General features: G+C 53.1%; 19 protein-coding genes. 5 read left to right on the top strand and 14 right to left on the bottom strand.

Annotation, left to right across the window (positions count from 1 at the left end):
• Positions 1–97: 97 nt before the first annotated feature.
• Positions 98–2,242 carry a phosphate acetyltransferase gene (gene pta / locus EYY67_RS04595; RefSeq protein ID WP_195817542.1) on the top strand — a complete coding sequence of 715 codons (2,145 nt, stop codon included), beginning with the start codon at positions 98–100 and terminating at the stop codon, positions 2,240–2,242.
• Positions 2,243–2,314: 72 nt separating this feature from the next.
• Here the strand turns inward: pta and EYY67_RS04590 are convergent, their stop codons facing one another.
• From EYY67_RS04590 to EYY67_RS04570, 5 genes are all read right to left on the bottom strand, one after another.
• On the bottom strand, positions 2,315–3,268 hold the full coding sequence (locus tag EYY67_RS04590) for a transketolase family protein (RefSeq protein WP_131692950.1): 954 nt from the start codon (positions 3,266–3,268) through the stop codon (positions 2,315–2,317).
• Entirely contained in the window at positions 3,261–4,094 is an 834-nt protein-coding gene (locus EYY67_RS04585) for a transketolase (protein WP_131692949.1), read from the bottom strand. The genes EYY67_RS04590 and EYY67_RS04585 overlap by 8 nt, the downstream gene beginning before the upstream one ends.
• Before the next feature lie 104 nt (positions 4,095–4,198).
• A complete protein-coding gene (locus EYY67_RS04580) occupies positions 4,199–5,575 on the bottom strand; it encodes a PTS ascorbate transporter subunit IIC (protein ID WP_119822577.1) in 1,377 nt (458 codons plus the stop codon).
• A gap of 50 nt (positions 5,576–5,625) precedes the next feature.
• Entirely contained in the window at positions 5,626–5,907 is a 282-nt protein-coding gene (locus EYY67_RS04575; RefSeq protein WP_131692948.1) for a PTS sugar transporter subunit IIB, read from the bottom strand.
• 128 nt (positions 5,908–6,035) lie between these two features.
• Positions 6,036–6,479, bottom strand: coding sequence for a PTS sugar transporter subunit IIA (locus EYY67_RS04570; RefSeq protein WP_095922852.1), 444 nt, complete (start codon positions 6,477–6,479; stop codon positions 6,036–6,038).
• Between the two features lie 353 nt (positions 6,480–6,832).
• Between EYY67_RS04570 and EYY67_RS04565 the strand changes: the two genes are divergently transcribed.
• Positions 6,833–7,849 (top strand): LacI family DNA-binding transcriptional regulator, encoded by a 1,017-nt coding sequence (locus EYY67_RS04565; RefSeq protein WP_095922853.1) that lies wholly within the window; start codon positions 6,833–6,835, stop codon positions 7,847–7,849.
• A gap of 38 nt (positions 7,850–7,887) precedes the next feature.
• On the opposite strand, the gene yfcD is transcribed toward EYY67_RS04565, so the two are convergent.
• Positions 7,888–8,502 (bottom strand): NUDIX hydrolase YfcD, encoded by a 615-nt coding sequence (gene yfcD / locus EYY67_RS04560; protein WP_119822578.1) that lies wholly within the window; start codon positions 8,500–8,502, stop codon positions 7,888–7,890.
• Positions 8,503–8,818: 316 nt separating this feature from the next.
• Between yfcD and yfcG the strand changes: the two genes are divergently transcribed.
• Together yfcG and EYY67_RS04550 are read left to right on the top strand one after the other, a co-directional pair.
• A complete protein-coding gene (gene yfcG / locus EYY67_RS04555; RefSeq protein ID WP_095922855.1) occupies positions 8,819–9,448 on the top strand; it encodes a GSH-dependent disulfide bond oxidoreductase in 630 nt (209 codons plus the stop codon).
• A 150-nt stretch (positions 9,449–9,598) separates the two neighbouring features.
• A complete protein-coding gene (locus EYY67_RS04550) occupies positions 9,599–10,495 on the top strand; it encodes a TIGR01777 family oxidoreductase (RefSeq protein ID WP_119822579.1) in 897 nt (298 codons plus the stop codon).
• Between the two features lie 334 nt (positions 10,496–10,829).
• Here the strand turns inward: EYY67_RS04550 and EYY67_RS04545 are convergent, their stop codons facing one another.
• Complete coding sequence (locus tag EYY67_RS04545; protein WP_095922857.1) at positions 10,830–12,425, bottom strand: ABC transporter substrate-binding protein; 1,596 nt, start codon at positions 12,423–12,425, stop codon at positions 10,830–10,832.
• Between the two features lie 159 nt (positions 12,426–12,584).
• On the opposite strand from EYY67_RS04545, the gene pepT reads away from it, so the two are divergent.
• Positions 12,585–13,817, top strand: coding sequence for a peptidase T (pepT, locus tag EYY67_RS04540; RefSeq protein ID WP_131692947.1), 1,233 nt, complete (start codon positions 12,585–12,587; stop codon positions 13,815–13,817).
• 45 nt (positions 13,818–13,862) lie between these two features.
• Here the strand turns inward: pepT and hisP are convergent, their stop codons facing one another.
• From hisP to cvpA, 7 genes are all read right to left on the bottom strand, one after another.
• Positions 13,863–14,636, bottom strand: a complete 774-nt coding sequence (gene hisP / locus EYY67_RS04535; RefSeq protein ID WP_095922859.1) for a histidine ABC transporter ATP-binding protein HisP — start codon at positions 14,634–14,636, stop codon at positions 13,863–13,865.
• 27 nt (positions 14,637–14,663) lie between these two features.
• Positions 14,664–15,377, bottom strand: coding sequence for an ABC transporter permease (locus EYY67_RS04530; RefSeq protein ID WP_095922860.1), 714 nt, complete (start codon positions 15,375–15,377; stop codon positions 14,664–14,666).
• Positions 15,374–16,060 carry a histidine ABC transporter permease HisQ gene (locus EYY67_RS04525; RefSeq protein WP_095922861.1) on the bottom strand — a complete coding sequence of 229 codons (687 nt, stop codon included), beginning with the start codon at positions 16,058–16,060 and terminating at the stop codon, positions 15,374–15,376. Before EYY67_RS04525 ends, EYY67_RS04530 begins: the two co-directional genes overlap by 4 nt.
• A 106-nt stretch (positions 16,061–16,166) precedes the next feature.
• Positions 16,167–16,949: a lysine/arginine/ornithine ABC transporter substrate-binding protein ArgT gene (gene argT, locus EYY67_RS04520; RefSeq protein ID WP_095922862.1), complete on the bottom strand. Its 783-nt coding sequence runs from the start codon at positions 16,947–16,949 to the stop codon at positions 16,167–16,169.
• 322 nt (positions 16,950–17,271) lie between these two features.
• Entirely contained in the window at positions 17,272–17,844 is a 573-nt protein-coding gene (locus tag EYY67_RS04515) for a UbiX family flavin prenyltransferase (RefSeq protein ID WP_131692946.1), read from the bottom strand.
• A 127-nt stretch (positions 17,845–17,971) separates the two neighbouring features.
• Positions 17,972–19,489 carry an amidophosphoribosyltransferase gene (gene purF / locus EYY67_RS04510; RefSeq protein ID WP_131692945.1) on the bottom strand — a complete coding sequence of 506 codons (1,518 nt, stop codon included), beginning with the start codon at positions 19,487–19,489 and terminating at the stop codon, positions 17,972–17,974.
• 30 nt (positions 19,490–19,519) lie between these two features.
• A complete protein-coding gene (gene cvpA, locus EYY67_RS04505; RefSeq protein ID WP_131692944.1) occupies positions 19,520–20,011 on the bottom strand; it encodes a colicin V production protein in 492 nt (163 codons plus the stop codon).
• Between the last annotated feature and the right edge of the window lie 384 nt (positions 20,012–20,395).

The following is a 20,395-nucleotide window of genomic DNA, read 5'->3' as shown; positions in this document are numbered from 1 at the left end:
TCATCGCGCTTATGCCGATCGTTATCTCCTCTGCACAAACCTGTGACCGTCCCTGCCTGGCAACCGTTAAAGAGGTTTAGCCGTGTCCCGTACAATTATGTTGATCCCAACAGGCACCAGCGTCGGTCTGACCAGCGTCAGCCTGGGTGTGATCCGTGCCATGGAACAAAAAGGCGTCAGCCTGAGCATCTTCAAGCCTATCGCCCAGCCGCGTACTGGCGGAGATGCACCTGATCAAACCACCACGATTATCCGTGCTAATTCCAGCGTGACCGCAGCCGAACCGCTGAAAATGAGCCACGTGGAAACCTTGCTGAGTTCTAACCAGCAAGACGTGCTGATGGAAGAAATCATCGCGCGTTATCACGAAAACACCAAAGACGCTGAAGTAGTTCTGGTTGAAGGTTTAGTGCCCACCCGCAAGCATCAGTTTGCAAATGCCCTGAACTACGAAATTGCCAAAACCCTGAACGCGGAAATCGTCTTCGTGCTGGCACTGGGCAATGATTCTCCGGCACAGCTGAAAGAACGTATCGAACTGGCCCGTTCCAGCTTCGGTGGCAGCAAAAACAAAAACATCACCGGCGTAATCATCAACAAACTGAACGCACCGGTTGACGATCAGGGGCGTACCCGTCCTGACCTGTCTGAAATCTTTGATGATTCCACCAAAGCCAGCGTCGCGAATATCGATCCGACCACCTTGTTCGCCAACAGCCCGTTGCCGGTTCTGGGTTGCATTCCATGGAGCTTCGAGCTGATTGCCACCCGTGCAATCGACATGGCCAAGCACCTGAACGCCCGTATTATCAACGAAGGCGATGTCAAAACCCGCCGCGTGAAATCCGTGACTTTCTGTGCACGCAGCATTCCCCATATGCTGGAACACTTCCGTCCGGGTTCCCTGCTGGTCACTTCTGCAGACCGTCCTGACGTGCTGGTGTCAGCATGCCTTGCAGCGATGAACGGCGTGGAAATCGGTGCTATCCTGCTGACCGGTGGCTACGAAATTGACGAGCGCATCAACAGCCTGTGCGAACGTGCATTCCAGACTGGCCTGCCTGTCTTCATGGTTGACACCAACACCTGGCAGACTTCCCTGAGCCTGCAAAGCTTCAACCTGGAAGTCCCGGCAGACGACCATCAGCGCGTAGAGAAACTGCAGCAATATGTCGCTTCTCACATCAACGCCGACTGGATCAACTCCCTGAGCGCCCATTCAGAGCGTTCACGCCGCCTGTCTCCACCGGCATTCCGCTATCAGCTGACTGAACTGGCCCGTAAAGCCGGTAAGCGTATCGTTCTGCCGGAAGGCGACGAGCCACGTACCGTGAAAGCGGCAGCCCTCTGTGCTGAACGTGGTATCGCGGAATGCGTGCTGTTGGGTAATCCTGACGAGATCAAACGTGTTGCTGCGGCACAGGGCGTGATACTGGGTAAAGGCATCGAAATCGTTGATCCGGTGGCTGTACGCGAAGAATACGTGGCACGTCTGGTTGAATTGCGTAAAAGCAAAGGCATGACCGAAGTGGTTGCGCGCGAACAGCTGGAAGACAACGTGGTGCTGGGCACCCTGATGCTGGAACAAGGCAACGTTGACGGTCTGGTTTCCGGTGCTGTTCACACCACCGCCAACACCATCCGTCCACCGTTGCAGTTGATCAAAACCGCGCCGGGCAGCTCTCTGGTTTCTTCGGTGTTCTTCATGCTGTTGCCTGACCAGGTTCTGGTTTACGGCGACTGCGCGATCAACCCGGATCCAACCGCTGAACAGCTGTCTGAAATCGCCATCCAGTCTGCGGATTCCGCCGCGGCATTCGGTATCGAACCACGCGTTGCGATGATCTCCTACTCCACCGGTAACTCCGGCGCAGGCAGCGACGTTGAGAAAGTGCGTGAAGCGACCCGTCTGGCCCAGGAAAAACGTCCTGACCTGATCATCGATGGTCCGCTGCAATATGACGCCGCGATTATGGCTGACGTTGCACAATCCAAAGCGCCAAACTCGCCGGTGGCGGGTAAAGCGACCGTGTTCATCTTCCCAGACCTGAACACCGGTAACACCACGTACAAAGCGGTACAACGTTCTGCGGATCTGGTCTCTATCGGGCCGATGCTGCAGGGTATGCGTAAACCGGTTAACGACCTGTCACGTGGCGCGCTGGTAGACGATATCGTCTATACCGTGGCACTGACTGCGATTCAGTCTGCTCAGGCAGAAGCGGCGGTTCCGGCTAAATAAGCCAACCCCCCTGAACGCAAAACGCCGGGCTTTATGTCCGGCGTTTTTTTTGGTCTTTTGTTCTTCAGGATCTCAGAGCAAGGTTTTCGCCGCTTCCAGAATATGCTCCGCGGTCAGGCCATATTCCTGCTGTAAAAACTCCTGCGTCCCCACCTGTCCGTAACGTTCTTTCACGCCGACACGGCGCATCGGCACCGGCTGGTTTTCCACCAGGACTTCAGCGACCGCCGATCCCAGACCATTGTGAATACTGTGGTTTTCACAGGTAACAATTTTGCCCGTTTTCGCGGCGTAGTGAATGATGATATCTTTATCAATCGGCTTGAGGGTGAACATGTCGATAACTGCCGCACTGACCCCTTCGCGTTCCAGCATTTCCGCTGCTTTCAGCGCTTCAGCGACCATAATCCCGTTAGCAATCAGCGTGACATCAGTGCCGTCACGCAGCACATTGGCCTTGCCGATGGTAAACGTCGAACCTTCTTTGTAAACCTGCGTGGCCTGTTTACGGATGGTACGCACCCAGTAGAAGCCTTTTAAATCCATCAGTTGCAGCAGGATATTGCGGAACATCACCGCGTCGGTCACTTCCATCACCACTGAACTCGCCAGCCCGCGCACAATGCCCATATCTTCGAACGACATGTGCGTGCCGCCGTTATGACAGGCGCTGACACCGGCATCAGAGGCGATAATCTTGACGTTATTCTTCTGGTAATCCAGCGACATAAACAACTGGTCGAAACAACGGCGGCTGGCAAAGGCGGTGAAGGTATGCACAAACGGCACGCGGCCAGTCAGCGAAAGCCCGGCGGCCACGCCGATAACGTTAGCTTCCATAATGCCGCAGTTAATCACGTGATCAGGATGATCTTTATGCACGCCGTCCATTGCCATCGAACTCATCAGGTCGGCTTCCAGCGCGATAATTGGCGTATTCTCAACAATCTTTTCACGCACGGTATTGGCGTAAACTTTACGCATTTCTACCGCGTCTTTTTGCAACTCCAGAGTGACTTCAAACATGGGCGGCCTCCAGCTCAGCGATAGCATTTTCGATTTCCAGTTTCACATCCGGCGTTAACCGCAGGTGGTGTGAGTTCGCCAGTTGTTCGAGATACTTCACCCCCTGCCCTTTGATGCTGTCGAGGATCACTACCAGCGGACGTTGTTCGCCGTGGCGCACCGGCGTCACCGCCTCGCTGATTGCCACGATGTCATCGCCTTTAATGGTCTGCACATCAAACCCGAACGCACTGAATTTTCCGGCCAGATCAAACGGCCTGATGACTTCATCCAGCGTGCCGTCGAGTTGCTGTTTGTTGTAATCAATAAACAGCGTCAGGTTATGCAGATTGTGATGGGCAATAAACTGAAAGGCTTCCCAGCACTGGCCTTCGTTCAGCTCACCGTCTCCCAGAATGCAGAAGACGCGGTTGCTGCGACCGGCCAGTTTATGCGAAAGCGCCATGCCTGCGGCGATGGAAACGCCCTGCCCCAGCGAACCGGTGGTCGCATCCACGCCGGTGGTTCTCAGCCTGTCAGGATGGCTCGGCAGACGGGTGCCGTTCTGGTTGAGGGTGTGCAATTCGCTGACCGGGAAATAACCTTTCAGCGCCAGCGTGGCATACAAAGCCGGTCCGGCATGGCCTTTGGAGAGCACGAAATAATCGCGATCCTGCCAGTCCGGTTTTTCCGGGTCGATGCGCATCACATCGCCATACAATACTGCCAGCGTTTCCACCACTGACATGCTGCCGCCATAGTGGCCGAATCCCAGACCGGTCAGCATTTTCAGCGTCTCGATGCGGATATGGCGGGCCAGATCACGAACCTCCTGGACATCTTTCATCTTGATGGGTCCTTATTTTAGTGAGCACTTATCCTGGCCTGTTATTGCTAACAGGCAGGACAGTGTTTCCCGGATGGAGTTAATAAACGTAGTAATACAGGGAATTACTTCTCAGTGACTTCTTTCTCAGCCACCGGTTTTTTGCCCAGATAGTTCCAGGCAACCAGTACCGCGAAGATGCCAACAATCAGCGCCATGATGCCTTCCTTCGACATGAAGCGGGCCAGATTACCCAGCAGGATGCCGATAACGCCGAAGTCCGCGTCGGAGAAGGTGGCATTGGCAAAGCCCAGCGCGCCCAGCACCGGCAACAACAGAACCGGCAGGAAGGTAATCAGCACGCCGTTGGCAAAGGCACCGACCATCGCCCCGCGACGTCCGCCGGTGGCATTACCGAACACGCCCGCCGTCGCACCGGTGAAGAAGTGTGGCACCACGCCCGGCAGGATCAGCACCAGATGCATTTGCCCTAACAGGAACAGCCCCACCAGACCGCCAAGGAAGCTGAACAGGAAGCCAATCAGCACGGCATTCGGCGCGTACGGATAGACCACCGGACAGTCCAGCGCAGGCCGCGCATTAGGTACCAGCTTCTCGGAGAAGCCGACGAATGCCGGAACGATTTCCGCCAGGATCAGACGCACACCCTGCAGAATGATGAACACACCGGCCGCGAAGGTAATCGCCATGATGATGGCGTACACCAGATAGTTCTGGCCCGCGCTGTAGGTGGCTTCAACAAAGACCTGACCGGCGAATACCGCCATAATCAGGTAAATGATGATCATGGTGAGAGAGATAGAAATAGAACTGTCGCGCAGGAAGCTGAGGTTTTTCGGCAGATTCATTTCTTCCGTAGAACGTGAACCTTTACCGACCTTGCTGCCGATCCAGCCGGATAAAACATACCCGATGGTGCCGAAATGGCCGAAGGCCACGTCGTCGCTGCCGGTGATTTTACGCATGTAACGCTGCGCCAGCGCCGGGAAGAACGCCATGATCAAACCCAGTGTCAGGGAACCGGTAAACACCAGCGAGATGCCTTCGAAACCGGCGACCGTCAGGATGACGCTGATCATACAGGCCATGTAGAACGTGTGATGCCCGGTCAGGAACACATATTTCAGACGGGTGAAACGTGCCACGATCAGGTTTGCCACCATACCGAAGGCCATAATTAAGGCGGTCGGCGCACCGAATTTCTCCAGCGCGATGGAAACAATCGCTTCGTTATTAGGAATAATACCCTGGATATTAAAGGCGTGTTCAAACATCCCGCCTAATGGATTTAATGAGCCGACCAGTACGGTCGCACCACCGCCCAATACCAGGAAGCCCAGTATTGTTTTCACCGTACCTTTCACCACATCAGAAAAGTTTTTCTTTTGTGCCACCAGACCGATTAATGCGATAAGCCCGACCAGAACGGAAGGCACCTTTAATATATCAACCACAAACTTGAGCGTTTCCTGGATAAACATATCCACCTCGTTTGTCTATTTGTTTTATTTGTAGGGTTATTCAGCGCCGGTCAGGACACTGGATGTTTTTCAAAATGGGTAATCAGTTTTGTTTCAAGTTCATTAATATCAATGATATTGGTGATCACCACCAGCTGGTTTTCAGGAATGCTGGCACTGGCGGCGATATCCTTTGCCATCACGAACAGATCGGCTTCGCCCGGAATGGCCGATGACAAATCGGAGTGCTGAACATCCGCCTGAATATTGAGTTTCTTCAGGACTTTCTTGATGTTCATTTCCACCATAAAGCTGCTGCCTAAACCGGAACCACAAATCGCCATGATTTTCATATTATTCACCTGTTATTTATCTGTTTTTTAAAATGTAGAATACCGTATCAGCTGCCTGTGAAAATGCATCTGAGAGGTCTGAATTCCTTTTTATTTAACGCGTCACTTTATTTCGGTATTAACTCAAATTAATAGCGGGATATCACATCCTGTATTTCGCTTATCGTTCCGGCCTGATGTATTTTCTGCATATCCTCATCGCAGGAAAATAATTCAGCCAGTTCGGAAATCAGCTCAATATGGCTGTGCTTATCCGGTGCCGATAACATCACCACCGTGTACACCGGGTCGTTATCTTCTGAATTAAACACGACGCCGTGCGGCAATGTCAGCAGTGATAACCCTAATCCGTGTGCGCCCTCTTCCGGTCTGGCATGAGGCATGGCGATGCCGGGTGCCAGCACAAAATACGGCCCCAGTTTTTCCCGTTGGGCAAAAATTGCCGTCAGGTACTCCGGGGTAATTGTCCCTTCTTTCAGCAGCGGTTGTGCACTGACTTCCACTGCCTGCCGCCAGTCCGTGATATCCGTTCTGATCTGAATTCGTTCAGAGGTCAGCCAATCATTCAGCATAGTGATACTCCGTTTTATTTTTGAAGATGGCCGGTCAAATTTCCCCCAGACCGCACCAACGATCCAGACTCTACTTCAGCGATAGCGTTAACATCTGTGATACAAATCACAAAGGTAGCGCTACCAAACTTCTATCATTGAGATCTGTGATAGCGCTATCAAAAATAATCGCGCGGCGGTATCACCCGTCCGTGGATCGCATAAATAACGGTATACTTTGTCAGGAAATTGCCGATAATTTACCGAATTCTGCCGTGGTTCCCGTTTTGCCGGTCCTGCTGCGGCCCGCTTTTTTCGCTATACCTGTGGGTATACATTGTGCGCAAGATGCGCAGTTAAGGTCAGGATCGTGAATGTCCATTAACAAGAAGAGACGCAGTACCGGAAGAGTGACGCTGGCCGATGTCGCACAGCTTGCAGGCGTGGGCAGCATGACCGTTTCCCGTGCGCTGCGAACGCCTGAACAGGTTTCCGATAAGCTGCGGGAGAAGATCGAAGAAGCGGTCAGTCAGCTGGGCTATCTGCCTAATCAGGCGGCCAGTTCACTGGCATCTGCCTCGTCAAATACCATTGCCATGATTGTGCCAAGCCTGTCCGAAGCGGGCTGTGCCGAAATGTTTGCCGGATTGCAGAAAGTGCTGCAACCGGCGGGTTATCAGATCATGCTGGCGGAATCTCAGCACCGTATTGAGCGTGAAGAAAAACTGCTGGAAACGCTGCTCTCCTACAATCTGGCGGCAGCGATTTTGCTGTCGGTCGAACATTCCGCCAACGTCCGGCAATGGCTGGATAACCTGACGATTCCGGTACTGGAAATCGGGGCGCTGACCGATTCGCCGATCGACATGAATATCGGTATTGATTACGTGGAAGCGATGTTTCAGCTGACGCAGACCGTGGTGGCAAAGGGTTACCAGAATATCGGCATGCTGTGCGCCAATCAGGAACAGTGGATTTTCCAGCAGCATCTTCAGGGATGGCGTAAGGCGATGCTGAAAGCGCACATGTCACCGCACCGGGTGATCAATGCCGCCGAACCGGCCTGCTTTTCCACCGGCGCACAACAGTTGCCGGAATTCCTTCTGGCCTGGCCGGAAATCGACGCGCTGGTGTGTGTCTCCGATGATCTGGCCTGTGGCGCGTTGTATGAATGCCAGCGCAGACGCATCAAGGTGCCGGACGATCTGGCGGTCGTCGGATTCGGCAATGCGGATGTCAGTAAAGTGTGCCAGCCGCCGCTGACTACGATTGCCATCCCGCATAAAGAGATTGGCGTCAGGGCCGCGCAGGCATTGCTGGCGAGAATTCATGATGAGGAATGGGAAGAAGTGACGATTGCCTCGTCATTGTGCAAGCGGGACAGTTGCTAAAAGAGTACGGGCGATGCGGGATCGCCCGTAAGGCAGGATCAGATATCGTCTTTCGGTGACGCGTCTTCCTGATTGCCTTTCTCTTCAGCGACAGGGGCGGTAACTTCACGGGTCAGCGGTTTACCGTGCTCTTTTTCGTTGTTGCGCGTCATCCATAAAGACAACGCTTTCAGGGAATCCGGCGTGAATTCATCACAACGCGCGGTAATTTCTTCCGGTTTCATCCAGCGGACAGAGTCGATCTCTTCTTCCTGCAGGGCAAACGGACCGTGGGATACGCAACTGAACAGCGCGCCCCATACGCGGCATTTATTCTCTTCCTCGAAATAGAACTGACCGTGCTCGGCAAACGGCACACCGGCAATGCCCAGTTCTTCTTCCGCTTCTCGGCGGGCAGAGTCCAGAATATTTTCGCCGCTTTGCACCACACCACCGGCGGTGGCATCCAGCCAGCCCGGATAGAAGTCTTTGGTTTCAGTCCTGCGCTGAACCAAAATATTCCCCATTCCGTCATGAACCACAATGTAGCTGGCACGGTGACGCAGGACCTGAGCGCGCATTTGTTGTCGGCTGGCCTGGGCAATGACCTCGTTGTCTTCGTTGACGATATCAACCCACTCATCCGTACTGATGTTTTGCTCTTGTTCTGACATCCGCTGGAACCTTCTCTTTTAAGCGCTGGTCTGTGCGCAATAAGTCTGTGCGCTGTGATTTTGCAACACGTCGGTAATGTCCCGAGATTCTATCTGGGTCTGCAGGGTGGCTTCAATAGCTATGGATGCGCTCTCGCAACGTAAAAGCTATGTCACCCCGCAAAGTTCGCCATCAGACAACTCTGACATAGGCCGCTCTTCATCTGCATTATGATACCCTATTACTTCAGATAAGAAGCTTGTGATTACCAATTCCACATTGGCGCATCCCGCCCCGCACGTCGCGGAAAGTGATTAAAACAACGCAGGAGGCAATATGATCGATCTTTATTACGCACCAACACCTAACGGCCATAAAATTTCTCTTTTTCTTGAAGAGAGTGGCCTGCAATACCGGCTTCACCGCATTGATATCAGCGCCGGGGAGCAGTTCAAACCTGAATTCCTTGCCATCTCACCCAACAATAAAATCCCGGCCATTGTTGACAGTCAGCCCGTTGATGGCGGCGCGCCGGTCAGTGTTTTTGAGTCTGGCGCAATTTTGCAATATCTGGCAGAAAAAACCGGCAAATTCCTCAGTAAAGAGTTGCGTGAGCGTACCCTCACGCTGGAATGGCTGACGTGGCAGGTGGCCGGATTTGGTCCGATGCTGGGGCAAAACCATCACTTTACCCATTACGCCCCGCAGCCGGTGCCTTACGCCATTGAGCGTTTCCTGCAGGAAACCCAGCGTCTGTATGGCGTGCTGAACCGGCAGTTAGAGAAAAACGCCTATATTGCCGGTGACCAGTACAGTATTGCCGATATGGCCACGTATCCGTGGGTGGTAGCGCATGAACGCCAGCGTATTGATCTGGCGGAATACCCTGCCGTGCGCAACTGGTTCGAACGGGTGAAAAGCCGTCCCGCCACGCAGAAAGCTTATGCCTTAGCGCAGGCGCAGTAAGCCCTTCCGTCTCCGGTTCCTGCCGGAGGCGTTCACCCTCCCCTTAGAACGAAAATGCTTAATTGTGCTCCATATCGCGAGTTAATGGCGGCGACTCAACTATGATGAAAGACAGTTCATCCGCGTATTCAGACAGTTAAGGATCACGTTATGAAGATCTTGATTACCGGCGCGACCGGCCTGATTGGCCGCAAACTGACCGAACAACTTCTCAGTCACTCTCATCAGATTACCGCGCTGAGCCGCGCCCCGGAACGCGCGGCAAAATTACTCGGCCCCGCGGTTCAGATTTGGGAAACGCTGACAGGCAAAACCACGCTGGACGGTTTTGATGCCGTGATTAATCTGGCGGGTGAGCCGATTGCCGATAAACGCTGGACGAAAGATCAGAAAGCGTTGCTGTGTGAAAGCCGCTGGCAGCTGACGGAGAAACTGGCGACGCTGATAAATGCCAGCCAAACGCCGCCTTCAGTGTTTATTTCCGGTTCGGCAGTAGGCTATTACGGCGATCAGGGGCAGGCGCTGGTGCCTGAAGACGAGCCGCCTGACAAGCAATTTACCTGGCAGCTTTGCGCCCGCTGGGAAGCGCTGGCGATGACAGCCCAAAGCCCGCAGACCCGGGTTTGTCTGCTGAGAACCGGTATCGTGCTGGCTAAAAAAGGCGGCGCGCTGGCAAAAATGGTTCTGCCCTACCGCGCCGGTCTCGGCGGCCCGCTGGGGGATGGTCAGCAATACATGCCGTGGATCCATATTGACGACATGATTGACGGGATTTTATTCCTGCTCGCTCACGAGACACTTTCCGGCCCGTTCAATATGGTGTCGCCTTATCCGGCTCGTAACGAACAATTCAGCGCCCTGCTGGGGGAAGTGCTGCACCGCCCCGCCTTTATCCGTGCGCCCGCGCCGGTGGTGCGGTTACTGATGGGGGAATCCGCCGTACTGGTGCTCGGCGGACAACGCGCCGTCCCGCGCAGGCTGGAAGCGGCAGGGTTTATTTTTAAGCATCAGGAATTGAAAGAAGCGCTGGAGGATGTGTTGGGATGAAGGGTCTTAAAGGGCTAACACCATTACTAATGCACACCTCAACTTCTTGATTTTCCTTTGATACCCCACCCCAGCCCTCCCCTTCGCAGGGGAGGGAGCAGATCCGCGCTTTTACTCCTGCCCCTGCGAAGATGGAGCAGATCCGCGCTTTTACTCCTGCCCCTGCGAAGGTGGAGCAGATCGGCGCTTTTACTCCTCCCCCTGCGAAGGGGGAGGCTGGGAGGGGGTTTTAAGGACTAACACCGTTACTCATGTACGCTTCAAATTTTTGATTTTTCTTTACTATCCCAGCCCTTCCTTTCGCTGGGAAGGGAGTTAACTGAACTAGCCGCTTTTACTCCTTCACATCCACCTGATAAAAAACATGTTTCCCAAACGGATCCACTTCATATCCCGTCACTTCCTTACGAACCGGTTCGAAGATCGTCGAATGAGCGATCATCACCGCCGGTGCCTGATCGTGCATCATCTGCTGGGCCTGCTCGTAGAGTGCGACACGTTTGGCATGATCGGTGGTTTCTTTCGCTTCGGTAATCAGCTGGTCAAACGGCGCGTAACACCATTTGGCGGAGTTCGACCCGCCCTTCGCGGCGTTACAGGTAAACAGCGGACCGAAGAAGTTATCCGGGTCACCATTCGCGGTCGTCCAGCCCATTAATGCTGCCATGTGCTCGCCGTTACGGATACGGGTCTGGTATTCGCCCCATTCGTAGCTGACGATATGCGCTTTCACGCCGATTTTCGCCCAGTCTGACTGGATCATTTCCGCCATACGACGGGCGTTCGGGTTGTAAGGACGCTGAACCGGCATCGCCCACAAGTCGATATCAAAACCGTTCGGCATACCGGCTTCTGCCAGCAACGCTTTGGCTTTCTCCGGTGAATAATCGTAATCCACCAGCTTGTCGTTGTAGCTCCAGACGCCGGTCGGCAGCAGCGTTTTGGCGACGGTGCCCGTGCCGTGGAATACCGCTTCGATGATTTGCGGTTTGTTGATGGCCATGGTCAGCGCCTGACGCACTTTCACATTATTCAGCGGCGCTTTCTGCGTGTTGAACGAAAGGAAACCGGTGTTCAGGCCCGCCTTGCTCATCAGGTTGATGTCTTTATTGGCGCGCATACGCTCAAGGTCAGCCGGGTTCGGGAACGGCATCACCTGACACTCGTTTTTCTCGAGTTTTGCGAGACGCATTGAGGCATCCGGCGTGATGGTGTACACCAGACGGTCAATTTTAGATTTGCCCTGCCAGTATTCCGGGAACGCTTTATACAGCAGACGGGTGTCTTTCTGGTATTGCATCAGTTCAAACGGACCGGTGCCGACCGGGACCTGATCGAGTTTCTCGGGGGTACCGGCTTTGAGCATCTGATCCGCATATTCCGCCGACAGGATTGACGCAAAATACCACGCCAGATCGGCGACAAACGGCGCTTCAGGGCGGGTCAGATTGAAGCGAACAGTGTAGTCATCCACCTTATCAATGCTGCCGATCAGATCGCCCATTTTCAGGCTGTCAAAGTTCAGATACGTGCCGCCGGAAATTTTATGATAAGGATTATTTTCGTCTTTCTGACGCATGAACGAAAAGATCACGTCATCGGCGTTAAAATCACGGGTCGGTTTGAACAACTTATTACTCTGGAATTTCACGCCTTTTCGCAGGTGGAAGGTATAGGTTTTACCGTCCGCGCTGACGTCCCAGCTTTCCGCCAGGCTTGGCACCAGTTCGGTGGTGCCGATTTTGAAATCCACCAGACGGTTATAAATCGGCGCGGCGCTCGCATCTACCGAGGTGCCCGAGGTATACAACTGCGGGTTGAATTGCTCAGGCGAGCCTTCGGAGCAGTAAACCAGCGTTTTCGCAGAAACGCCGCCGGTGATCGCCAATGCCAGTAAACCTGTGCTTATTTTTAAAATGTTGTGTTTCATTCTTTTCCCTATTTTCCCTGTCCGGAGAGTGTTTAGATCTTCTTCATCGTGGAACATAAAGCAAAAACAGATTAACATCTGGATAACACGTAGTAATACTTTGTTATATATGAAAATCTTATAACAAGGAACCCTATTTGCGCACATTCAGAGGTCAAGATGTCGACAACAATCGCAACACAGCTTACCGAACGTTTCTACCGCTATCTCTCCGTGACATCACAAAGTGATGCCAGCGCGACCACCCTGCCCAGCACGCCGGGCCAGCATGATATGGCACGCTTGCTGGCGGAAGAACTGCATCAGCTGGGTCTGGAAAACATTCAGATCGACGAACATGCGACCGTAACGGCAGTAAAATCCGGCACCAAAAAAGGCGGCCCGCGCATCGGTTTCATCACGCATATTGATACGGTGGATGTCGGCCTGCGCCCGGATATTCATCCGCAAACGTTGCGTTTCACCGGTGAGGATGTGTGCCTCAACAGGGAACAGGATATCTGGCTGCGCCCTGCTGAACGCCCGGAAATTCTGCCGTACAAAGGCGAAGACATTATTTTCAGCGACGGCACCAGCGTGCTGGGTGCCGATAACAAAGCGGCCGTCACCGTGGTGATGACGCTGCTGGAAAACCTGACGGCAGAGCAGGAATATGGCGATATCGTGGTGGCGTTTGTGCCTGACGAAGAAATCGGCCTGCGTGGTGCCAAGGCGCTGGATCTGGCGCGCTTTGATGTGGATTTCGCCTATACCATCGACTGCTGCGAACTGGGCGAAGTGGTGTATGAAAACTTCAACGCGGCAGCGGCAGAGATTACCTTTACCGGCGTGACGGCGCACCCGATGTCAGCCAAAGGCGTACTGGTGAATCCGTTGCTGATGGCGCAGGATTTCATCAGCCATTTTGATCGCGCAGAAACCCCTGAAAATACCGAAGGCCGTGAAGGTTATGTCTGGTTTAACGGCATGAGCGCGTCCCAGCAAGGGGCCGAACTGAAAGCCTCAATCCGTGATTTCGACAGCGCCAGTTTTGCAGCACGTAAGCAAAAAATTCATGATGTCGCGAAAGAGATCGCCGCGCAGTATCCGACGGCGAAAGTCTCAGTTGAGATCAGTGACACCTACAGCAATATCAGCAGCGCCATCGGTGAAGATCGCCGGGCGATTGATCTGATCTTTGCAGGTTTGAAAGAGATCGGCGTGGAGCCGAAAGTGATCCCGATGCGCGGCGGCACCGACGGAGCCGCATTGTCAGCCAAAGGTTTGCTGACGCCGAACTACTTCACCGGCGCGCACAATTTCCATTCGAAATTCGAATTCCTGCCGGTGAATTCGTTTGTGAAATCCTATGAACTGACCCTTCAGTTGTGCCTGCTGGCCGCGAAAGGTTGATTTGCTTTAAACCTTCCCCTCGTGAGAGGGGAAGGAGCACGGATATCACTTCAATGCACCTGACAGGAACTGCTGCAGGCGCGCACTTTTCGGGCTGCCGAAGACTTCAGACGGATCGCCCTGCTCTTCAATCACCCCCTGATGCAGGAAAATGACGTGGCTGGAGACGTGACGGGCAAACTCCATCTCGTGCGTCACCACCACCATGGTTTTTCCTTCTTCCGCCAGCTTTTGCATGATGCGCAACACTTCGCCCACCAGTTCAGGATCGAGCGCGGAAGTTGGCTCGTCAAACAGCAGCACTTCCGGTTCCATCGCCAGCGCACGGGCAATAGATACGCGCTGTTGCTGGCCGCCGGATAAGTTCACCGGATATTTGCCTTGCGCACGGGCGTCGATACCCACTTTATCGAGGTACTTTACCGCGCGTTCCCGCGCTTCTGCCTTGCTCAGCCCCAGCACCTGTACCGGCGCTTCCATGACGTTTTCCAGCACCGTCATGTGGCTCCACAGGTTGAAATGCTGAAATACCATCGTCAGTTTGGTGCGCAGCAGTTGCAGCTGTTTTTTATCAAACACTTTCAGCTGACCGTCGGTATCGCGCACCATACGGATATCCTGATTATTCACGCTGATCGAGCCTTCGCTTGGCTTTTCAAGGAAGTTAATGCAGCGCAGGAAGGTACTTTTCCCGGAACCGGATGAACCGATAATACTGATCACATCTCCCGCATTGGCAGACAATGAAACGCCTTTCAGCACTTCGTGGTCGCCATAGCGTTTGTGGAGATCGAGAACCGCTAATTTGTTTTCTGGCATAAAGTTATTCCGCAAAAATAATTCTTATTAATGAGCTTGAGGCTTTACGTGAGCCAGCCAGCGTTTTTCCGCCTTGCGGAACAGCCCGATCAGGACAAAAGAAACACAAAGATAAATCACTGCTGCAATCCCGAAAGCATAAAACGGCTGATACGTCGCCGAGTTGATGTCGCGGGCGATTTTCAGCACGTCCGGCACCGTGGCGGTAAACGCCAGCGCGGTGGAGTGCAACATCAGAATGACTTCATTACTGTACGCAGGCAGCGCCGTACGCAATGCCGACGGCAAAATAATGCAGGTATACAATTTAAATCGTGAGAACCCGTACGCATTGGCCGCTTCAATTTCGCCGTGCGGAACAGAACGGATGGCACCGGCAAATATTTCGGTGGTGTAGGCGCAGGTATTGAGCGTCAGCGCCAAAATCGTACAGTTCAGCCCGCTGCGGAAAAAGGCATTGAGGAAGTCGGTGCCACGCACGATTTCCAGGCTGTACATCCCCGAATAAAACACCAGCAACTGGACATACAGCGGCGTTCCGCGGAAAACGTAGGTATACAGCCAGATCGGATAACGCAGGAATTTGTTGGCAGACACGCGCCCCACCGCCATCGGCACCGCCAGTAATCCGCCTATCACGACGGAGCTGATCAGTAACCACAAGGTGATCGCCAGACCGGTGAAACGGTAACCGTCGCTGTAGAGCAAGGACATACCGTACTGTTGTAAAATTTCGATCATAGATCAGCCCTCTTCACACCCAGCGAATAACGGCGATCAAGCCACACCAGCACGCCGTTCGACAGCGTGGTGAAAATCAGATAAACCACACCCGCCACAATCGCGAAATAGAATGGCTGATACGTGCCTTTCCCGGCCAGTTGCGTGGCTTTCACCACGTCATTCAGGCCCAGCAAGGACACCAGCGCGGTGGCTTTGAGGATAACCTGCCAGTTGTTGGCAATGCCCGGCAGCGCAAAACGCATCATGGCCGGAAATAAAATACGACGGAAAATTTGTGAACCGCTGAAACCGTAGGCCGTTGCGGCTTCGATCTGTCCGCGCGGCACCGCCATAAATGCGCCACGAAACGTCTCGGTGAAATAGGCACCATAGATAAAGCCCAGCGTGATAATACCGGCGCTCATCGGGTCGATATCAATTTGTGTCATGCCCAGTGATTCTGTGACGCTGTTAAGTGCAATCTGCAACCCGTAGAAAATCAATAACATCAATACCAGATCAGGTACGCCGCGGATAAGCGTGGTGTAGCAACCAAATAAACCAGACACGATCCGGTTCTTTGACAGTTTCCCGCCCGCGCCGATTAACCCTATCACCAGCGCCAGAATGACTGACGAAATCGCCAGCTCCAGTGTCACTAACGTGCCCTGGATGATTACCTGGGAATACCCATACAGCATGGTTTTTTCCTGTCTTTAGTGGATCCCTGCGCAGGCAAAACGGCAGCCTGCGTCAGAACCGCAGGGAGCGGCGTACCGCCCCCTTTGGCACATCTCACGGGGCAAATCAGCCGCCGTAAACATCAAAATCGAAGTATTTTTTCGCCAGTTTGTCGTAGGTGCCGTCTTTACGCATGCTGTCAAACGCCTTGTTCAGCGCGTCTTTCAGGTCAGTATCGGTCTTACGCAGACCCATGCCGGTGCCCACGCCGAAGAATTTGTCGTCTTTAACGGACGGACCGGCGAACGCGTAATCTTTACCGGCAGATTGTTTCAGGAAGCCTTCGCTGCCCGCCACTTCATCCTGGAATGCCGCGTCAAGACGACCGGAAGCCAGATCCGCATAAATCAGATCCTGGTTCTGGTAAGCCACCACGTTGATGCCTTTTGGCTGCCACATCGCGTTAGCATAAGCTTCCTGCGTGGAACCCTGCAGAACACCGACGTTTTTGCCTTTCAGCGCGTCCAGCGTTGGCAGCACTTTTGACCCTTTTGGTGCGATCAGACGGGCGTTTGCGGCATACAGTTTTTCAGTGAAATCAATTTCCTGCTGACGTTTCTCAGTGATGGATAACGAGGAAATTATCGCATCAATTTTCTTGGCTTTCAGGGAAGGGATCAGGGCATCGAAATCGCTTTCGACGTAGGTGCATTTAATTTCTGCACGTTTACACATCTCGTTAGCCAGGTCGATATCAAAACCTACCAGCTTGCCGCTGGAGTCCTTTGATTCAAATGGGGCGTAAGTCGGATCAGTACCGATATTAATTGCTTTAGGCGCGGCAGCAAATGCACTACCTGCACTGGCTAAGACCAGAACCAGCGGAAGAACCTTGAACAACTTTTTCATACATTAGCCTCAGTGATTATTCATCTGTTGTGGTTGTGTGTGCGTGAATGAACGTCTTTTTATAGTTTGCTGAACGATGCAAATGGCTTTTTGCCAGGTTTTCTCATGCACTTTTCGTGCCGCTTCTCTGCACAGCGATTTTGCGCCGTGAGAGTGTGAAAACCGGTCAAAAAAGCATCGGGATAATGAAAGTTTTCAAAGGTCTGAAGGAAGAATAGCTGAAGGCGTGGTGAACACTGCACCTCAATGAATCAAATTGTGATCATTGTTGGTGCAATGTAACTGAAGTGCGCGAAATGAGTGCGTATTGAGACTGGAAAGATCAGTGACTGCCCTGCCATCGAACAAATAAGTCTTCCGGCAGCTCGATATCAAACTGATCGATCACCCGGTTTACCGTCTGATCGATAATATCTTCGACCGAGGCCGGGCGATGATAAAACGCCGGAACCGGCGGCATAATCACAGCGCCCAGTTCGGCGGCCTGGGTCATCAGCCGTAAATGGCCGAGGTGCAGCGGGGTTTCACGCACGCACAACACCAGACGGCGACGTTCTTTCAGCACCACGTCAGCAGCGCGGGTCAGTAAACCGTCGGTATAACTGTTCACAATGCCGGAAAGTGTTTTGATCGAACACGGCAGGATCACCATACCGGCGGTTTTAAAGGAACCGGAAGAAATACTGGCGGCAATATCGCGGGAATCATGCACCACATCTGCCAGCGCCTGCACATCGCGCAGGGAAAGATCGGTTTCCAGTGTCAGCGTCTGGCGGGCGGCATTGCTCATCACCAGATGGGTTTCGATATCAGGTACACTCTGCAAAACCTGCAAAAGTCTGACACCATAAATTGCGCCGCTGGCGCCGGAAATACCGACGATAAGTCGTTTCATAAACACTGCCTTAAAATGAACCCGGATCCGTTTCAGCCAATACTGACATAAATTCAGGCATAAAAAAACGCGCCCGCCCGGTGGTGACCGGAGGGGCGCGCCTTAACGGATGTCAGTAACGGGCGAATCAGCCTTCGTTGTGCATCTCGAGATTTTCAGCTTCCTGCTGACCACGTAACGCCTGAGCGTCATCGTTGCGCAGGGCTTCAAGGTATTCCAGATAGTTCTGGTCAACGTCTTTGGTGACGTAAACACCGTCGAAGACTGAACATTCGAATTTCTCGATATCCATATTATCTTCTTTCACTGCGGCGATCAGGTCGCTCAGATCCTGGAAGATTAAGGCATCAGCACCGATTATCTGATTGATTTCGCTGACTTCACGGCCATGCGCAATCAGTTCGTTGGCGCTTGGCATATCGATTCCGTACACATTCGGGAAACGGATTTCCGGTGCCGCTGACGCCAGATAAACACGTCGTGCCCCGGCTTCACGCGCCATCTCAACAATCTGCTGAGAGGTGGTGCCGCGCACGATGGAGTCATCCACCAGCAACACGTTTTTATCACGGAATTCAGCACGGTTGGCGTTCAGTTTACGGCGTACAGATTTACGACGTTCCTGCTGCCCCGGCATGATAAACGTACGGCCAACATAACGGTTTTTCACAAAACCCTGACGGTACGGTTTATCCAGAATACGGGCGATTTCCAGCGCGATATCGCAGGAGGTTTCCGGGATCGGAATGACCACGTCGATATCCATATCTTCCCATTCACGGGCAATTTTCGCGCCCAGCTTTTCACCCATACGGACACGGGCGCTGTAGACGGAAATTTTGTCGATGAAGGAATCCGGACGCGCGAAATAGACGTATTCGAACAGGCACGGATTGTACTGCGGGTTCTCCGCACACATGCGGGTGAACAGCTGACCTTTTTCGGTGATGTACACCGCTTCACCCGGCGCAACGTCACGCAGGAACTCAAAGCCCAGCGTATCAAGCGCCACGCTCTCAGAAGCCACCATGTACTCGTTACGGCCATCTTCCAGCGTACGTTTACCGATGACCAGCGGACGGATACCGTGCGGGTCACGGAACGCCAGCATGCCGTGACCGATAATCATCGCCACACACGCATAGGCACCGCGAATTTTCAGGTTCACCGCCGCCACTGCCGCGAAAATGTTGTCTGCTTCCAGCGGGTAGTGCTGGAAACGGTCCAGTTCACTCGCCAGGATATTCAGCAGGATCTCAGAATCGGAGGTCGTGTTCACATGACGGCGCTGGCCTTCGAACAGGTTACTTCTCAATTCGTGAGCATTGGTCAGGTTACCGTTATGAGCAAGGGTGATGCCGAACGGAGAGTTGACGTAGAAAGGTTGAGCTTCTGAAGCGCTGGAACTGCCAGCCGTTGGGTAGCGCACATGGCCAATACCCATGTTGCCCTGTAAGCGTTGCATATGGCGGGCTTCGAAAACATCCTTCACCAGGCCATTCGCTTTACGTAAACGGAAGTTATTATTCGCGTCGATGGTGGTGATGCCTGCAGCATCCTGACCGCGGTGTTGTAACACCGTTAACGCGTCATAAATCGACTGGTTTACCGGCATGAAACCGGCGATACCGACAATACCGCACATGTTGTCTTTTCCTCTTCAGCGCTGCCAAAACTAAATATGTTTGGGCAAGAAACTCGACGTGCTCTGCAGGTAGTCAAAGAACCACCTGATGATATAACTGAACTGTGGGATCAACTGGGATTGCTTCCAGTCTTCGCTTTGTGAAAAACCGGTAAAAGTATCGAGGAAGAACAGCATCGCGGAGACGATTAACACCCCGCGCAGTGCGCCAAAGCACACACCTAACACCCTGTCAGTGCCGGACAACCCGGTTCTTTCAACCAGTGAACCAATCACATAGTTGACAATTGCACCTACGATCAACGTCGCGATGAACAAGATGGCAATTGCGATCCCGTTTCGAACTAACTCATCTTCGAAACGTGTGAAGTAGATGGCGAGGTAAGGGTAATAATGGCTGGCAACGAAAAAGGCACAAGCCCAGGTTACCAGCGATAAAGCCTCACGGACAAAACCACGGATTAAACTGACTAAAGTAGAAAATCCGATAACCGCAATGATGACGTAATCAATCCAGACCATTAACTATTCCAGTGTCTAATCCAGTCACGTCTGCCCCGGCATCCAGTTCGCGGCGAATTCTAACAGAAAAAGAAAACGTTTGCGTAGGGGAAATCTGCCGGTCAGACAAATTAATAATAGCGATTAAAAAAACCTCAATCGCAGCATAAACCTATAAAAATCCAGCCAGAGGATCTTATAGAAAAAGGGCACAAATCGCTTGTGCCCTCCGTGGTATTTTTTATGTATTTATCAACTCCCTCCCCTGCGAAGGGGGAGGTTGGGATGGGGTATTAAGGGCAACTCCGGATCTGGCGTTGCCTGCTAAACCCCCTCCCAGCCTCCCCCTTCGCAGGGGGAGGAGCGAAGAACTCGATCGGCTCCCTCCCCGCCACTCCCTTCGCA

It is taken from the genome of Rahnella victoriana (assembly GCF_004330295.1).
In the GTDB taxonomy this organism is placed as follows: Bacteria; Pseudomonadota; Gammaproteobacteria; order Enterobacterales; family Enterobacteriaceae; genus Rahnella; species Rahnella victoriana.
The sequence above is the reverse complement of the archived record's forward strand: the minus strand, read 5'-3'. Positions and strand labels throughout refer to the sequence as shown.